At 69.6% G+C, this 14,945-nt stretch carries 14 protein-coding genes and 1 pseudogene; 4 read left to right on the top strand and 11 right to left on the bottom strand.

All coding sequences use genetic code 11. The features are described 5' to 3' along the window. Nucleotides 1–170: 170 nt before the first annotated feature. Nucleotides 171–827 (bottom strand): response regulator transcription factor, encoded by a 657-nt coding sequence (locus tag ABGB16_RS06725; protein ID WP_347667079.1) that lies wholly within the window; start codon nt 825–827, stop codon nt 171–173. Further along, on the bottom strand, nt 824–1,975 hold the full coding sequence (locus ABGB16_RS06720; RefSeq protein WP_347667078.1) for a sensor histidine kinase: 1,152 nt from the start codon (nt 1,973–1,975) through the stop codon (nt 824–826). The genes ABGB16_RS06725 and ABGB16_RS06720 overlap by 4 nt, the downstream gene beginning before the upstream one ends. A 117-nt stretch (nt 1,976–2,092) precedes the next feature. Here ABGB16_RS06720 and ABGB16_RS06715 point away from each other — a divergent pair, with 117 nt between their 5' ends. Both ABGB16_RS06715 and ABGB16_RS06710 read left to right on the top strand, forming a co-directional pair. Continuing rightward, on the top strand, nt 2,093–3,010 hold the full coding sequence (locus ABGB16_RS06715) for an ABC transporter ATP-binding protein (protein ID WP_347667077.1): 918 nt from the start codon (nt 2,093–2,095) through the stop codon (nt 3,008–3,010). A gap of 5 nt (nt 3,011–3,015) precedes the next feature. Next, on the top strand, nt 3,016–4,029 hold the full coding sequence (locus ABGB16_RS06710) for an ABC transporter permease subunit (RefSeq protein ID WP_347667076.1): 1,014 nt from the start codon (nt 3,016–3,018) through the stop codon (nt 4,027–4,029). A 145-nt stretch (nt 4,030–4,174) separates the two neighbouring features. Here ABGB16_RS06710 and ABGB16_RS06705 read toward each other — a convergent pair whose 3' ends face one another. The 3 genes from ABGB16_RS06705 to ABGB16_RS06695 form a co-directional block, all read right to left on the bottom strand. Then, nucleotides 4,175–5,263 carry an amino acid permease gene (locus tag ABGB16_RS06705; RefSeq protein ID WP_347667075.1) on the bottom strand — a complete coding sequence of 363 codons (1,089 nt, stop codon included), beginning with the start codon at nt 5,261–5,263 and terminating at the stop codon, nt 4,175–4,177. Nucleotides 5,264–5,373: 110 nt separating this feature from the next. Next, nucleotides 5,374–5,928 (bottom strand): AAA family ATPase, encoded by a 555-nt coding sequence (locus ABGB16_RS06700; RefSeq protein ID WP_347667074.1) that lies wholly within the window; start codon nt 5,926–5,928, stop codon nt 5,374–5,376. A gap of 207 nt (nt 5,929–6,135) precedes the next feature. Further along, entirely contained in the window at nt 6,136–7,014 is an 879-nt protein-coding gene (locus ABGB16_RS06695) for an ATP-grasp domain-containing protein (RefSeq protein ID WP_347667073.1), read from the bottom strand. A 104-nt stretch (nt 7,015–7,118) separates the two neighbouring features. On the opposite strand from ABGB16_RS06695, the gene ABGB16_RS06690 reads away from it, so the two are divergent. After that, on the top strand, nt 7,119–7,961 hold the full coding sequence (locus ABGB16_RS06690; RefSeq protein ID WP_347667072.1) for a TIGR02452 family protein: 843 nt from the start codon (nt 7,119–7,121) through the stop codon (nt 7,959–7,961). Here ABGB16_RS06690 and ABGB16_RS06685 read toward each other — a convergent pair. From ABGB16_RS06685 to ABGB16_RS06660, 6 genes and pseudogenes are all read right to left on the bottom strand, one after another. Continuing rightward, entirely contained in the window at nt 7,909–8,589 is a 681-nt protein-coding gene (locus tag ABGB16_RS06685) for a hypothetical protein (protein WP_347667071.1), read from the bottom strand. The genes ABGB16_RS06690 and ABGB16_RS06685 overlap by 53 nt on opposite strands. A 117-nt stretch (nt 8,590–8,706) precedes the next feature. Beyond that, nucleotides 8,707–9,168, bottom strand: coding sequence for a GNAT family N-acetyltransferase (locus ABGB16_RS06680; RefSeq protein WP_347667070.1), 462 nt, complete (start codon nt 9,166–9,168; stop codon nt 8,707–8,709). A 666-nt stretch (nt 9,169–9,834) separates the two neighbouring features. Next, nucleotides 9,835–10,290, bottom strand: a pseudogene (locus tag ABGB16_RS06675) (transposase); the annotation flags it as partial. A 64-nt stretch (nt 10,291–10,354) separates the two neighbouring features. Beyond that, nucleotides 10,355–11,815, bottom strand: coding sequence for an FAD-binding protein (locus tag ABGB16_RS06670; RefSeq protein WP_347667069.1), 1,461 nt, complete (start codon nt 11,813–11,815; stop codon nt 10,355–10,357). Between the two features lie 1,396 nt (nt 11,816–13,211). Further along, nucleotides 13,212–13,361, bottom strand: a complete 150-nt coding sequence (locus tag ABGB16_RS06665; RefSeq protein WP_347667068.1) for a hypothetical protein — start codon at nt 13,359–13,361, stop codon at nt 13,212–13,214. A 103-nt stretch (nt 13,362–13,464) separates the two neighbouring features. Then, nucleotides 13,465–13,935, bottom strand: a complete 471-nt coding sequence (locus ABGB16_RS06660) for a MarR family transcriptional regulator (protein WP_347667067.1) — start codon at nt 13,933–13,935, stop codon at nt 13,465–13,467. Between the two features lie 210 nt (nt 13,936–14,145). On the opposite strand from ABGB16_RS06660, the gene ABGB16_RS06655 reads away from it, so the two are divergent. Then, nucleotides 14,146–14,910: a pirin family protein gene (locus ABGB16_RS06655; protein WP_347667066.1), complete on the top strand. Its 765-nt coding sequence runs from the start codon at nt 14,146–14,148 to the stop codon at nt 14,908–14,910. Nucleotides 14,911–14,945: the final 35 nt, after the last annotated feature.

Here is a 14,945-nt window from a genome sequence, read left to right as displayed (position 1 = left end):
ATCATGAATCGTAGTTCGAGTTCGCCCCCCTGCTCCCAAACGACAGTAGTTCGGCCCTGCTCACCCCCCACATCACGCGGTCCACGGGAGCACCGGCTTGATCGGTTCCACAAAGGGAACCGACCGCCGGCGGCCGTCCATTATGGGCTGACGGCGAGGTCCGACGCCCGTCAGGTGCCCTCCACGACGCGGTTCTCCCACGCCCACGCGGCGATCTCCACCCGGTTGCGGGCGTCCAGCTTCGTCTGGATCCCCGAGACGTGGCTCTTGACCGTGCTCAGCGAGATGAACAGCTCGGCGGCGATCTCCCGGTTGGTACGCCCCCGGGCGATCTCCCGGACCACCTCCAGCTCCCGTTCGGTGAGGTTGGGGGCGCGCCTGCCGGCGGTCGGCCGAACGGTGGACGTGACGTGCCTGAGCAGCCGCAGCGTCACCGACGGCGACACCAACGCGTCGCCCTGGTGGGCCGCGCGTACGGCCTCGACCAGCAGCGCCGGCCCGGCGTCCTTGAGGATGAAGCCGACCGCGCCGTAACGCAGCGCCCCGTAGACGTACTCGTCGAGGTCGAAGGTGGTCACCACGACCACCCGCATCGGCTCGGGAACCTGGGGTCCCGCGAGCGCCCGGGTCACCTCGATGCCGTCGAGTCGGGGCATGCGGATGTCCACGAGGCAGACGTCGGGGCGGAGCCGGCGGGCCTGGGCGACCGCGTCGACGCCGTCGGCGGCCTCGGCCACGACGGTGATGTCCGGCTGGTCCTCGAGGATGAGCCGCAGGCCACCGCGGACCATCGCCTGGTCGTCGGCGAGCAGCACGCGGATGGTCATCGTGTCGTCCTGGCGGGCACGGGAAGGGTGGCCAGCACGGACCAGCCGCCGCCGGCGCGGGGGCCGACCCGCAGGGCGCCGCCGAGGCTCTGCACGCGCTCCCGCATGCCGATCAGGCCGTACCCGCCGCGCTGGCCGTGTCGCGCGGGCGCGGGTGGCGCGTCGTCCACCACCTCCACCGTGATCTCCTTGTCGTCCTGCTCGACAGTGACGGTGACCGCTCGGGCGTGCGGCGCGTGCCGGGCCACGTTCGTCAGCGCCTCCTGCACGATCCGGTAGACGGTGCTGGTCACCTCCGGCGGCCAGTCGTCCGTCCGCCCGGGCATCCGCAGCCGCGCCGGTGGCCCCTGCCCGGTGAACCGGTCGACCAGGGTGGTGAGCCGCTCGGGGCCGGGCGAGGCGGGCGCCGCATCGGCGGCGTCGCGGAGCAGGCCGACCACCCGGCGCATCGCGGCGAGCGCGTCGGAGCCGGCGGACTCGATCCCGGCGAGGGTGCCGGGCAGCCTGTCGGGATGCTTGCCGGCGACCAGCTGGGCGGCCTGGGCCTGCAGGACGATGCCGGTGATGTGGTGGGCGACGACGTCGTGCAGCTCACGGGCCAGTTCCAGTCGCTCGTCCTGACGGATCTTCTCGGTGGTGGCCTGGTTGCGGGCGTCGACCAGGCGCAGGGAGAGCCCGACCGCGACGGCGGCCAGCCAGGCCAGCCCGGCCAGGCTCGTGACGGCGGCGATCCCCGGCGAGGGGCGGGCGGCGAGCTGACTGCCCACCACGATTCCGAGCCCGGCGGCGGCCACGGCGCCCGCCGGCGCGGGCGCGAGGGCACGTACGGCGGCACCGACCAGCACCGCCAGTGCGAGCGCCATCGCGGGACCCGGCTCGGCCGGCAGGTGGGCCAGCCGGGCGACCAGCATGGTCAGCGCGGCAACGGTGAGCCCGGCGGCGGCGAGCCAGCCCCGATGCCACCGGCGCAGCAGGGCGAGCAGGCACACCACGGCGGCGGCGGCCCCGCCGAAGAGCCAGTAGCGGACGCCCCAGCTCTGCGCGATCGCGACGGCCTCGACGAGGATCGCCACACCGAAGGCCCCGCCGAGCGCCACGTCGGCGGCGGCGCCGGCGAACCGGTCCATCCTCACCCCGCCAAGGCTCATGCCTGCCAGCCTAGGGAAACGGTGAGCGGGGCGAACCGGTCAAAAGTACGGTCCGGCCCGGGGGAACCGTGCTGTGGAGCGATGATCCGCCGGCGGCGCCCCTCGCAGGATGTGGCCATGCCACAAGACGTCTCCGAACCGGTCCTGCGGGCCGAGGGGCTGACCAAGCGGTACGACCGCCACACCGCGTTGACGGACTGCGATCTGACCATCCCACGGGGCCGGGTGATCGGCCTGGTCGGCCCGAACGGCGCCGGCAAGTCGACACTGCTGCAACTGGCGTGCGGGCTGATCGCCCCGACCTCGGGCACCCTGCGGGTCCTCGGCGCCCCGCCGGCGGCGGACGCGGCGCACCTGGCCAGGGTGGGCTTCGTCGCCCAGGACACGCCGGTGTACGGGAGCTTCACCGTCGCCGAGCACCTGCGGATGGGCGCCCGACTCAATCCCACGTGGGACGGAAGCCTCGCCGACCGGCGGATCGCGCAGGTCGGGCTGGACCCGGCGCAGAAGGCCGGCGGCCTCTCCGGCGGCCAGCGCGCCCAACTCGCCCTGACCATGGCCGCGGCGAAGCGGCCCGAGCTGCTCATCTTCGACGAGCCGGCCGCCGCGCTCGACCCGCTGGCCCGCAACGGCTTCCTGCGGAACCTGATGGAGTTCGTCTCCGAGTTGGAGGCCAGCGCGATCCTCTCCTCCCACCTGCTCGGCGACGTGGAGCTGGTCTGCGACCACCTGATCGTGCTGTGCGCCTCCCGGGTCCAGATCGCCGGTGACGTGGCCGACCTGTTGGCCGACCACCATCGCCTGGTCGCGCCCCGGGGGGCGCTGGATCAGCGGCCCCCGGGGCTCGACGTGATCGGAATCGAGCACACCGACCGGTACAGCCGGGCGGTGGTCCGCGCGCCGCGGTTGCGGCCCGAGACCGCCTGGACGGTCGAGCCCGTGCGCCTGGAGGAACTCGTCCTCGCGTACATGAGCCGGGCGGCCGGGATGCCCGCGGGCCGCACGGTGACCGCGGCCGGGGAGGTAGTCCGATGATCTGGATGAGTCTCCGGCAGTTCCGGGCCCCGGCGCTGGTCGGCGTCGCCGCCCTCGCCCTGCTCACCGCCTACCTTCTCCACCTTGGCCTCGACATCCGACAGGCGCGCGACGGCTACCTGGCCCAGTGCCGGCCGCAGGGCGACTGCACCCGGGCGCTGGCCCAGTTCGCCGCCGACTACGAGAACCTGCTGCTCTTCCTGGCCGCGCTGCTGGGGCTGGTCCCCGCCGTCGTCGGCATGTTCTGGGGCGCGCCGCTGATCGCCCGCGAACTGGAGGCCGGCACCCACCGACTGGTCTGGAACCAGAGCGTCACCCGCCGCCGCTGGCTGCTCGTGAAACTGCTGGTCGTCGGCGTCGGCAGCATGACGGCCGCCGGCGTGGCCAGCCTCCTGCTCACCTGGGCGGCCAGCCCGGTCGACGCGGTCGCCGACGCCCGGTTCAGCACCGTCGTGTTCGGCGCCCGCAACATCGCACCGATCGCGTACGCGGCGTTCGCCTTCGTCTTCGGCGCCGTCGTCGGGCTGCTCACCCGGCGTACGCTGCCGGCGATGGCGATGACCGTGCTGGCCATCCTCGTGGTCCAGTTCGCGGTGCCGAATCTGGTCCGGCCGCACCTGATGCCGCCGGTCACCGTCGACAGGGCCATGACCGAGGACGCGATCAACGAGGCACGTGCCCTGGGCAGCATCACCAACGGCGCCACGGTCAGAGGCATCACCGTCCGGGATGCCTGGGTGACCGACGTCAGCGACCTGCGTACCCGTGCCGGTCGTACGCTCGACAGCCGCACGTTCAACGACTGCCTCTCCGCCCCGGACGACCCGGCCGTCCCCGCCTCCGGCAGGTTCGGCGCCGCTGCACGCTGCCTCGGCGACCTCGACCTGCACGTCGAGATCACCTACCAGCCGCACCGCCGCTACTGGCCGTTCCAGTTCCTGGAGTCCGGGCTCTACCTCCTCGCCGCCGGGCTGCTGACCCTTTTCGGCCTCTGGCGGATCCAGCGCCGGATCACCTGACCGGCGAAGTCCCTGACCAGGTGAAGGCGAAGTCCGGGTCGGACACGGGGCCGACCGGGGCTTCGCCGTCGGGCCGCCCGATCGGCGCGGTGTCGGGCGACCGGACGGGTACGGCGACGGCGGTCATCCCGCCCGGCGGCGGCGGTCATCGCGGCGGCGGCGACGCGGAGCCGAACCCGGTGTCCAGGTCCGGCTGGTCGGGCATGCGCCGGCCGTCCTGCCGACCGAGGGCCAGCCGGCTGTGGTGACGGCCGTAGAGGAAGTAGACGAGCAGGCCCAGGGCCATCCAGGCGAAGAAGCGCAGCCAGGTCGCGACGGCGAGGAACAGCATGAGCACGGCGCAGGCGACCATCGCGAGCACCGGTATGACCGGCCCCCAGGGGACGCGGAAGCCGCGGGGCAGGTCCGGCCGGGTGCGGCGCAGGACGATGACCGCGGCCGCGACCAGGACGAACGCGAAAAGGGTGCCGATGTTGACCAGTTCGGCGAGTTCCTCCAGCGGGATGAACCCGGCGAGCACGGCCACCACCAGGCCCACGATGACGGTGATGCGGTGCGGGGTGCCGAAGCGGGGATGCACCCGGCCCAACCAGCGTGGCAGCAACCCGTCACGGCTCATGGCGAACGCTACCCGGCTCTGCCCCAGCATCAGGATCATGACCACCGTGGTCAGCCCGGCGAGCGCGCCGACGGTGATCAGGTTGGCGATGAACGGCTGGCCGACGGCCTGGACCGCGGTGAGGAGCAGCACGACGAGCGTGGCGGGCACGTTGAACAGGCTGCCCGCGCCGCCGCTGACGGCGGCGGGCAGCGTCACCCCGATCGTCTCCAGGAGCACCGCGAAGTACTGGGACCAGCCCACCGCCACCGTCGCGCCGGCCAGGACGAACTCCAGGATGAGATCCCAACCGATGATCCACGCGACCAGCTCACCGAGCGTCGCGTACGAATAGGTGTAGGCGCTGCCGGCGACCGGCACGGTGGACGCGAACTCCGCGTAGCACAACGCCGCCAGCGCACAGGCGATGCCGGCCACGACGAAGGACAGCGCGACCGCCGGCCCCGCGGTCCGGTGCGCCGCCACCCCCGTCAGCACGAAGATCCCCGTACCGATGATGACCCCGATGCCGAACACGGTGAGATCCAGCCCGGACAGATCCTTGCGCAGCCGGTGCTCCGGCTGCTCCGTGTCGCGGATCGACTGCTCGACCGACTTCCTGCGCAGGACACTCACGACCGGATCACCTCACCGCCCCGCACCGACCTGACGATGCGCCCATCGGGCTAAACGACTGATCCGAATCCAGGACAGGTGTCTCGGTCGAGGCGTACGACAAGGTCACCTCAGGGCAGGTGGCCCAGTCGGCCCACAAACTGCGCAACCGCGGCCACACGAACCGGAAGCGGCGCCGCCGGAACCTCGAAGAGATCGAATCCGACCTCGCGGTAGATCAGTTCATGGACTTTCTCGAAGGCGAGCGCGTCCTCGAAGCTGATCCGACGAGCCGCGGTGGCCTGGACGAAGCCCTGATGTCGTACGAAGAAGGCCGTCCGCCCGTACCATCGCTCAGCGACGATGCGATCGATCTCTTCGAACAGGTGACCCGGCGCTGTCAGGCCGAGATAGCGGCACAGGGCCAACGTGCAGACCGGTGAACGGTCGAAGAACACGACGCCACGGCTGTCCGCCTCAGCCGCGAACTGCCTCCTCCGCTGAAGATCCAGCACCCGGTCGGCGAAGCCGGGCTCTCGCCACGGCTCTGGCCGGCCGAGCGCCTGCTGGAGCGCGATGACGTCCGTTGCGGCTTCCTCGACGACGGCATGGCCGTCGATCTCCAACTGGCGCAGAATGGCCGTCTTGCCGGATCCCGAGGCCCCGGTGAGGATGTACGCAGGCATCGTCCCTCCCATGACACGAAAGGCCGGCGGCGACCGCCGATTCCGGGCCGCGATCCGGCGCGTGCAGGCGAAGTGATTGCGGTCAGCCACAAGAAAGCCGGGAGCAGAGCTCGGCCGGCGCGGTGCCGACGGAAAGACTATCCGAACGGCAGCACCGTGTCATCGGCGCAAGCGGATGCTCACCGGGCGGGCGGCGGGTCCCGACGGTCATTGTCCGCCGGTGATGAGCGCGGCGACCAGGGCCTGCGGCGCGATGGCCTCTGGCCGGTCGCTGACCTGGCCGTCGCCGACTTCGACGACCCGCCAGACGCCGTCGGCGCGAAGCGCGAGGTCCACGGTGACGAACGGCAGCCGAAGCGCCGCCACCAACGGCGCCAGCCCGGTGACGTCCATGTCCGGGGGTGGGCGGTCGCCCGGGGTGTCCGGGTGCGGGCCGACCAACCGGCAGGCGCCGTCGATCCACCAGGTACGCACCTCGGCGCCGGTGAGGCGCTCGAAGCGGCGCAGGACGAACCCGCCGGCGAAGTCGTCCTCACGCAGTTCACGGAACCTGGCGGCCACCGCCCACGCCGCCGCCCGGTCGTCGACCTCCGGGATGAACATCGCATCGTCCCAGTAGTGCTTCATCGACTTCGTGTAGTCACGCAGCACGGCCGGGCCGCCGCCCAACAGGGCGCACACCTCGTCGAAGGCGACACGATCGGTCCCGGTCGTCCAGACCGAGGCCGGGGTCATCCGCTTCAGGCACGGGTACCATTCGGGCAGTTCGTGCGCCCGCCGGTACTGCTGCGGGCTGGTGCGCAGGACCACCCCGCGCCGCGCCAACGCTCCGGCGAACGCCGCGTACTGCGCGCTGGTCAGCATCCAGCCGCGATAGACCGCCTCACCACCGCCGGTCACCCGGGCCACCGCCCGCTGCACACCGTCGGGGCGAGCCAGGGCGTCGTGGTCGACCAGGGCGACGTCCACGCCGGACTCTCGCGCCGCGTCCGCCTCGGCGGCGAAGTGTGGGTCCGGGCGGCGTGGACGCAGCACATCGGCGGGAACCAGCAGCATCACCCGGACATCGTGATCGACGACGCCCACCGCGTCCACGCTATTCGGCGACGCCCAGCGGCACGTCAGCGCACATGGTGAGGCCACCGCAATACCGGTCGCGGGCGATGGACTCACCCGCGATGATGCCGGTCGTGAGTAGTCGACTGCGGGCGATCGCCCGCGAAACGGTGGACATCGCCGAACGCGGCACCTACCGTGCCGCCGACGGCGAGGTGCTCATCGGTGCGCAGGTCGCGCGGGCGGTGGCCGGCACCCGGCTGTACCTCCCCGACGAGGATGTGGCGGTGCCCGCGCCGGTCGGCGGCACGCCCACCATCGAAGTGACCAACGAGTCGACCCTGACGGCGACCCGCCGGCTCGGTGGCGACCTCGCATGCCTGGTCTTCGCCTCGGCACGCAACCCCGGGGGCGGCTTCCTCAACGGCGCCCAGGCCCAGGAGGAGAGCCTGGCCCGCGGTTCGGCGCTGTACCCGTGCCTGCGCGCGGCCGGCGACTTCTACGCCCACCACCGCACCCACTCCGAGCTGACCTACAGCGATCGGGTGATCTACTCGCCTTCGGTGCCGGTGTTCCGTGACGACAAGGGTGCCCTGCTGCCGGCGCCGTACCCGGTGTCGTTCCTGACCGCCGCGGCGCCCAACCGTTCGGCGATCGCGCGCAGCCAGCCACAACACCTGGCCGACCTGCCAGCGGCGCTGGCCCGCCGGGCGGCGCGGATCCTTCAGGTCGCCGCCACCCACGGCCACCGCCGGCTCGTACTCGGCGCATGGGGCTGCGGTGTGTTCGGCAACGATCCCGTCACCGTCGCCACCGCGTTCGCCACCGCGCTGCGCCACAGCCCCTGGTTCGACGAGGTCGTGTTCGCCGTCCTCGACCGCCAGCCCGCCACCCCGACCCACGCCGCGTTCGCCGGCATCCTGCTCAGCGGGGCTGGACCCCGTCTCGCAGACCGGCCGCTCGGCGCCAGCGGGTGACTTCACCTTCGTGTGAACCTGAAGCGGTCGCGGCCGCGACCGCCGCCGGGTCCGCTCCGCCGGTCAGTAGGGTCAGGGGCCAGGCCGGCACGCCGCCCGCACCGTCGTAGGCGGCCCAGATCCATGGACCGCCGAAGCGCCACGCACGGCCGTCGGCGTCGGCGACGTCGTCGCCGGTCTCCAGGAAGGCGTACGGCCGGAAGACCGGTTCGATGGTGAACGGAACACCGCCACCGGGCTCGATGCTCGTACCCTGGAACTCCGCTGCCGCGTCCGGGGCCTCACCGGCCCGCAGAACGAGCAGACTCAGGCTCGGGCGGGGCAGCCAACCCGTCTCCTGCGGCGGATCGTACTCGTGGACCTCGATCACGTGGATGATCCGCGCGGGGATACCGACCCGGCAGGTATCGCCGGGTGCAAGGCGACCCGAGGGCGGGTCGGTCGCGTACAGCTCGTCCGGATCGTCGCGGCCCAGGGCCACCTCGCCGTTCCAGCGCACGCCCTCCGCGTCCGGGTCGATCTCCCAGCAGGGCCAGCGGACGCTGACGTGCGCGGCGTCGACGCCGGTGACGATCGTCGGCGTGAACGGGCAGGAGATACGCAGCACGTCCCCGACTCGGTAGATCACGCGCGACAAGTTAGCGTGCGGCGAGCCGGCCGTGGAGCACGCCAGGAACCGACGTCGCTGATGCCACTCGTGGAGCAGAGGACGCCGGGATACGGCGTACCGAGCCCCCGACGAGCACTACAGGGTCTTCGTCATGAAGACGCTGTTGGGATCCTCCGTGTAGGAACCGAACGGAGCGCAGGGAACGAACCCTGCCTTGGCGTACAGCGCTCTCGCCGGCGCGAAGAACCCCATGCTGCCGGTCTCCAGGGAGATCCGGTGGATGTGGCGTCCCCGCGCATTCTGCACGAGATGGTCGAGGATCCGGGTGGCGATTCCCTGACCTCGTCGCTCCGGATCCGTCCGCATGCTCTTGAGTTCCTCGTGCCCCGGCTCCAGGTTCGCGAGAGCTCCGGTCCCCACGATCTGTCCGCCGACGGAGGCGACCCACAGGCGGACGTCTGGTGTCTGCAGCCCACCGAGGTCCAGTGCATGCCGGCTCTCCGCAGGGGCTGTCGGCGCGAGATCGTCGAGATGCGCCTGAAGGAACGCACTGAGGTCGGGGGCGGTGAAGTCGGCGCGTTCGATACTCAACTGCATGCTGGCATGCTGTCGGCCCCTTGTTGCGGTTACGTTTCGCCGAGCCAGTGACGGTCGCCACTACTTCATCGCCCTCTCATCGGCACGCCCGCCCATGCGGTTGTTCCGGTGCGTGTTCCCGCAGCGGCTGCACCGCTGGGAGGTGAACGCGGCTGACACCTTGACGATCCGGGTGCCGGTGGTACGTGCACGGTTGGCCAAGGCTGCCTCGAACATGCCCCAGCCCTTGTCGAGGATCGCCCGGTTCAGCCCGTGATGCCGGGCTCTTCGATGGTGCCCTTCGCGGTGGCGGTCATGGCCGAGATGCAGAGGCGTTCAAGGCTGATGGTGGCGTGCCGGACCTCGAACCGGGCCCGTAAGGTCCGTGCGGAAACCGCCCGAACCTCAGCGAAGGTCCGCCACCGGCGCCACGACTTCGTGATGTGGGCGGCGAACCGCCTCTGCACCCGTGCCGCCGTACGTGCGGCGGGCGGTCTCCTGCCAGCCGGCCTTCGACGTCAGCCTGGCCAACTCCCGCTCCTGACCGGGGCTGACGAATGTGCGGTTCCACATGCGCCCGTCGGACATCGCCACGGCGACCTTACGCCGCGGTCGACGCCCACGACCCTCCCCGGCCGGACGTACGCCTCGGGCGTCTTGACGCCGGCATGGGCGCCGAACCCGACGTGAAAGGACCCGGCCGAGGGGGATGCCGTAGCCGTCGACCATGGTGGAGCGTTTCATGCCCTGCTTGCCCCGGTCGACCGGGGACCGCCCGGCGCAGTCACCGCCGCCGGGGGCCTTGGTGATGCAGCCGTCCACGGCGATGTCGTCCAAGACCAAGCCGACGAGCCGGTCGTAGGCGTCCACGGCGATCTGTTTGAGCTGGGCGAACACCCCGAAGCGAATCCACTCATCACGACGACCGCGGATCGTGGTGGCCGAACAGGTGGCATCGGCGAGCGCCTCGTAGGAGCAGCCGAATCGCAGCACCTGGACCAGCTTGTCGAACACGATCCGGTCATCGACCCGCCTACGGTGACAGCCCAACGGCTGTGCCGGCTGGTACATCGGCCGCTCGGGTAGCAGCGCGGCGAACTGGACCCACAACGGCTCGATCAGCCATGCTGGGATGGCAGGCACAGAACCTCCCGTGATCACGAAGCGTCAGCAACTTCATGATCAATGGATCTGTGCCTGCATCCGTTCAGGCGCGCGATATTATTCCGGTGTCGTATGTCTTGCGGATGGCCTCCAGACGCGGGTCGTCCGCCTGCTCGGGCAGCCAGATGTCTCCCCGGTAGGGGCGCTCGGGCCCCGGATCCTGCTTCGACAGCAGGATCGAGTGAACCTTGTCCGTGAAGTCGCGGCTCCATGCCTCCTCGGTTTCGGGGTCATCCCAGTGCAGCTCGAACCGCGCCAGCGCCTCGCCCAAGGGCATGGAACAGCTATCTTGCAGGTCCGTCATCCGTCCGCCGCCTAAAATGACGAGCGTGTACATCCGCTCGCGCAACGGATGCGCCTGCGCCGATTCGAAGGCGGCGTATAGTTCGAGGAGCATAGGCTCGCAGTCCGGAACGACCCAACTCGAGATGGACGTGAAGTAGGAGCTGGCCATCTCCCGCGCGGACGAGGTCTGCTTCCAGTATAGTAAGGGATTGGCGTGCAGCGCCTGCGCGGTTACCTCCCCCAGCATCTCTGGGTGGGCTGCCAGAAAGTCCGAAGCCGGCAACATGCGCAGATCGAGCAAAGTCTTCTCTGACCACGCCGAAAGATCGGCCACGATGTCCGTAACCTCGTCTCCCAGGTATTCGCGCAGCAGTTGCACGGTGGCCTCGGCGGTCAGTAGGCTTACAACGTTGAATGAGCACACCGGCGCCAGCTGATCCGGCTCGAAGTGGATGCGGACCGAGACTGACACCTCCTGGGGCAGCTTGGCTGATCGTCCGAAGAAGCCATGGCCCACGCAGGTGGCCAGCTGTTCTCGAGTGATCCGCGTGAATCGCCAGGTCGCCAGCGCCGGCTCGTCTATCAGCTTCAAGCGTATTTCGGTGACGACTCCTACGCAGGCGATGGCACCGCCGCGCATCGCCAGCAGCAGGTCTGGATGGCTTTCTTCGTCCACGTCGATGACGCTGCCGTCCCAGAGCACGACTCGACCGCCCACGACGGATTGACACCCAAGTCCGTATTTGCGTCCGAGGATAAGGTCCCACCCGGCGGTGAGGAAGTGCCCGCCCGCGCCGACTCCGAAGCAGTCGCCATGCGGCACTGCCTTGCGGTTCTTGGCCAGAATGTTGATGGTCTGCCCGAGCACGCAGCCCGGCTCCAGGAACAAGGTGTCGCCTGCAATGCGACGCTGGGTCATGTTCGCCAGGTTGATCATGATGCCGGTGCAGGTCGCGCCGTTAAAATAGCCATGGCCGCCGCTCTTGACCGACAGCGGGACCTTCCCGTTCAGTTTCAACTCGGCCATCAGTTGCAGCGTCTGCACGACGCCCCATTCGCTGCGCGGAGAGACGACGACGGCTGGGACGACGGCCGCGCGGTCGTGCATCGCGGCGTTCGCCGGGAAATCGATGCCATTTGTCTCCTCTACCTGAATTCCTCGCAACCTCAATCTGTTCACGAATTCTCGATAGCTGGTTACATCTTCGCGAGCTTTCATAAAGACGACCTCCTGGGGGATGAAGAATTTGACGCGTCTGGGTTAGTCACAAGCGCTGTAGGGGCCTCCACGCCTGAGAGTCAGCAGTTCCAGCCCGCTGATTAGGCGGGTCATCCCCAAGTAGAGAGACCGTACGACCACACCGGCGCCCATGGGGCTGTGCCGAGAAATCCGGGTTCACCAGCATGTGCAACGAGTTTGGCGCGGTGCAGGCAGTTTGATAGATGTCGCAACCCCATAACCCCTACTTTTTAGACAGGCTTGAATTGGAGGCAACTAAACGATTGGCGATCCGCGCGGCATTCGCACCGGGCGTGCCGGCGATCTTGAACGCACCAAAGCGAGAATTCGCTCAAAGGCTACTGGCTTTCACCCGGCTCTGGTCATATCGGCGACTTAGCCAAGCTCATCGCCACCAGTCGATGCGGGCCACCGCCGCTATCCAGGGAAGGGCCGTAGGAGGTGGTGGCGCCTCACGACCTCGTGCGGGCGCTGGGCCGGGCCGGGCTTGGCTGCCGACCGCGCCAGCGGTTGGGGTGGGTAGCGTGGTCACGGTGGGCACCTCCGCTGCGACGAACTGAGTGATCAGTCAGTGTGGACACATGGACGACGAAGGTCACTAGACCGTGTCCACATTTCAGGTGTCCTCGCTGGACCGGGGTTGATCAAATCGAACTATGTCTGCTTGCCCGATTGACGTCCTCGTCGGCCAGTCGGTCCGCCGCCTCATCGGCTGTTTGCGCTGGTCAAGCCGTTCCGGCAGCGCCCCGCATAGCACCTCAACCTCGAACGGCGGGGCTATGCCCTGTCCTAAGTTGCGTGAAGACGATCTCTACGGGATGGATGCGATTGTTCTTTACCATGGCACACACTGTCGCATCAAGCCCAATATCCCTAAATTAGGGCCAAACCGGTTGCTATGATGGCCTGCCCGTGCCCGGTCAGGATCACTTCAGTCGGCGCCTTCTACCGCCTCATTGAGCCGCAATCCAAATGGTCCGTGATCATTGTCCCCCTATGGGCGTTGTGGTACGAAACGCGCGGCGGCTTTCCCCGCAGGCACAAGAGGCTCAGGCTGGACTCGGCCGCGGTAGGGGCGCTCGGTGGCGTGGCGGCGGCCATCGTCGCCTTCCTCACCTACGCGTGGCCGCGGAACACTCCCCCGACACCTCCGGTCCGAGACTCAGAGGTAGCGCATCCTCAGGAGGCCGAGCCGACCGCGCCTGTCCATGCCGGACCAAGCACGGTAGGGCCACAGACGACAGCCTGAGCCGAGCGCGAGGCCCTCTCGACCGATCAGTACGACGCCGCAAACGCCCGAGACCAGGCCGTCGTTGTCGCTGGCGCCGCTGCTTCCCGCCGGCTGCCAGGAGGCACTCGGGGTCGTCGACAGGTACTAACCGACCGCGGGGTCGACCGAACTGAGCCAGCAGGCCGCCGCGACGGAGGCGTACCAGGGGATGATGCGCGCGGGCCTGGCCGCGGAGGGAGCCGTCCAGCCGGTGACATCCGCGCTGTCGCAGGACTTCTCGAACATGCGCTTCATCCTGTCGGGCACGGTGTCGGGAGACTACGCCGCGGCGCAGGCCAGGACGAAGAGGGACGCACAGCGCCGTCGACGGCGGGCTGACCCGACGCGTACGCCGGTTTCAGCGGCGGGCCGCGGCGGCGTCGAGCCGGTCGAGGACTGCGCTGGCGAGCCGGTACAGCGTCTCCACCTCGTCGGGGTCGAGGGCGTCGAAGAACAGACGGCGTACGGCCTCGACGTGGCCGGGCGCCGCGTCGGCGATCGCCTGCCGGCCGGCGTCGGTCAGCACGACGTACGCGCCGCGCCCGTCCTCGCCGCACTCCTCGCGGCCGACGAGGTCGCGGCGTTGCATGCGGCTGAGGTGGTGGGACAGTCGGCTCTGTTCCCAGCCCAGGGCGCGTTGCAGCTCGAAGGGGCGCAGCCGGCCGTCGGGGGTGTCGGTGAGCTGGACGAGGACGTCGTAGTCGGCCAACGACAGGTTCGAGGTGGACTGCAGTTGCCGGTTCAGCTCGGCTGTCAGCCGCCCCTGCATGCCCAGGTACGCCCGCCAGGCGCGCTGCTGACCCTCGTCGAGCCAACGGGTGTCCGCCATGCCCACCATCCTACTCCATCTGGATGACGCGTCATGCTTGTGGAATGAATGACGCGTCATGTAGGTTGAGGCAATCGCATGACACGTCATCTTCTGGACGGAGCCACCGACATGACCGTCAACCTCGCGACCAAGACCGCCTGACCCGCCGGACGCCGCCGCCCCACCCGACCCCTCCCCCACCTCACGCACGCCCCGAAGGGACATCCCATGAGCACCGCGCTGACCCCGATCGTCGACATCCGCCGCGCGGAGGACCGGTTCAAGACCAACATCGCCTGGCTGGACTCCAAGCACTCGTTCTCCTTCGGCGGGCACTACGACGCCGCCAACACCCACCACGGCCTGCTGCTGGTCAACAACGACGACATCGTCCTCCCGGGGACCGGGTTCGACACCCACCCGCACCGGGACATGGAGATCGTCACCTGGGTGCTGCAGGGCTCCCTGGTGCACCAGGACTCCACCGGCCACTCCGGCGTGATCTACCCCGGCCTGGCCCAGCGGATGAGCGCCGGCACCGGCATCCTGCACTCGGAGAAGAACGACTCCTGGCGGATCCAGGGCCAGCGGCACACCGACCCCGTGCACTTCGTGCAGATGTGGGTCGTGCCGGACGAGCCCGGCATCACCCCCGGCTACGAGCAGCTGGAGATCGACAACGAACTGCTGCGCGGTGGGCTCGTCCCGGTCGCCTCCGGGATGGACAAGCACGACGGCGCCGCCGCCATCCGGATCAAGAACCGGCACGCCGCCCTCTACGCCGCCCGGCTGCAGCCCGGCCAGAGCGTGCAACTGCCGGAGGCGCCGTTCCTGCACCTGTTCGTCCCGCGCGGCACCGTCACCCTCGAGGGCGCCGGGACGCTCGGCACCGGGGACGCCGTCCGCTTCACCGCCACCGGTGGGCAGCGGGTAACCGCGACCGAGGCCGCCGAGATCCTGGTGTGGGAGATGCACGCCACCCTCGCCAACTGACCACCGCATCGCGGCGGGGCCGACGGGGCCGGTCA

Origin of the sequence: Micromonospora sp. B11E3 (assembly GCF_039871625.1) — a bacterium.
Lineage (GTDB): Bacteria > Actinomycetota > Actinomycetes > Mycobacteriales > Micromonosporaceae > Micromonospora.
Note: the sequence above shows the minus strand (reverse complement) of the source record. Positions and strands in the feature narration are given on the sequence as shown.

Excerpts from the sequence above, each read along its gene's own strand:
- ABGB16_RS06725 (WP_347667079.1), bottom strand. The coding sequence starts at position 827 with ATGACCATCCGCGTGCTGCTCGCCGACGACCAGGCGATGGTCCGCGGT.
- ABGB16_RS06710 (WP_347667076.1), top strand. The coding sequence starts at position 3,016 with ATGAGTCTCCGGCAGTTCCGGGCCCCGGCGCTGGTCGGCGTCGCCGCC.
- ABGB16_RS06655 (WP_347667066.1), top strand. The coding sequence starts at position 14,146 with ATGAGCACCGCGCTGACCCCGATCGTCGACATCCGCCGCGCGGAGGAC.
- ABGB16_RS06700 (WP_347667074.1), bottom strand. The coding sequence starts at position 5,928 with ATGCCTGCGTACATCCTCACCGGGGCCTCGGGATCCGGCAAGACGGCC.
- ABGB16_RS06715 (WP_347667077.1), top strand. The coding sequence starts at position 2,093 with ATGCCACAAGACGTCTCCGAACCGGTCCTGCGGGCCGAGGGGCTGACC.
- ABGB16_RS06680 (WP_347667070.1), bottom strand. The coding sequence starts at position 9,168 with ATGCAGTTGAGTATCGAACGCGCCGACTTCACCGCCCCCGACCTCAGT.
- ABGB16_RS06670 (WP_347667069.1), bottom strand. The coding sequence starts at position 11,815 with ATGAAAGCTCGCGAAGATGTAACCAGCTATCGAGAATTCGTGAACAGA.
- ABGB16_RS06665 (WP_347667068.1), bottom strand. The coding sequence starts at position 13,361 with ATGAAGCGCATGTTCGAGAAGTCCTGCGACAGCGCGGATGTCACCGGC.
- ABGB16_RS06720 (WP_347667078.1), bottom strand. The coding sequence starts at position 1,975 with ATGAGCCTTGGCGGGGTGAGGATGGACCGGTTCGCCGGCGCCGCCGCC.
- ABGB16_RS06660 (WP_347667067.1), bottom strand. The coding sequence starts at position 13,935 with ATGGCGGACACCCGTTGGCTCGACGAGGGTCAGCAGCGCGCCTGGCGG.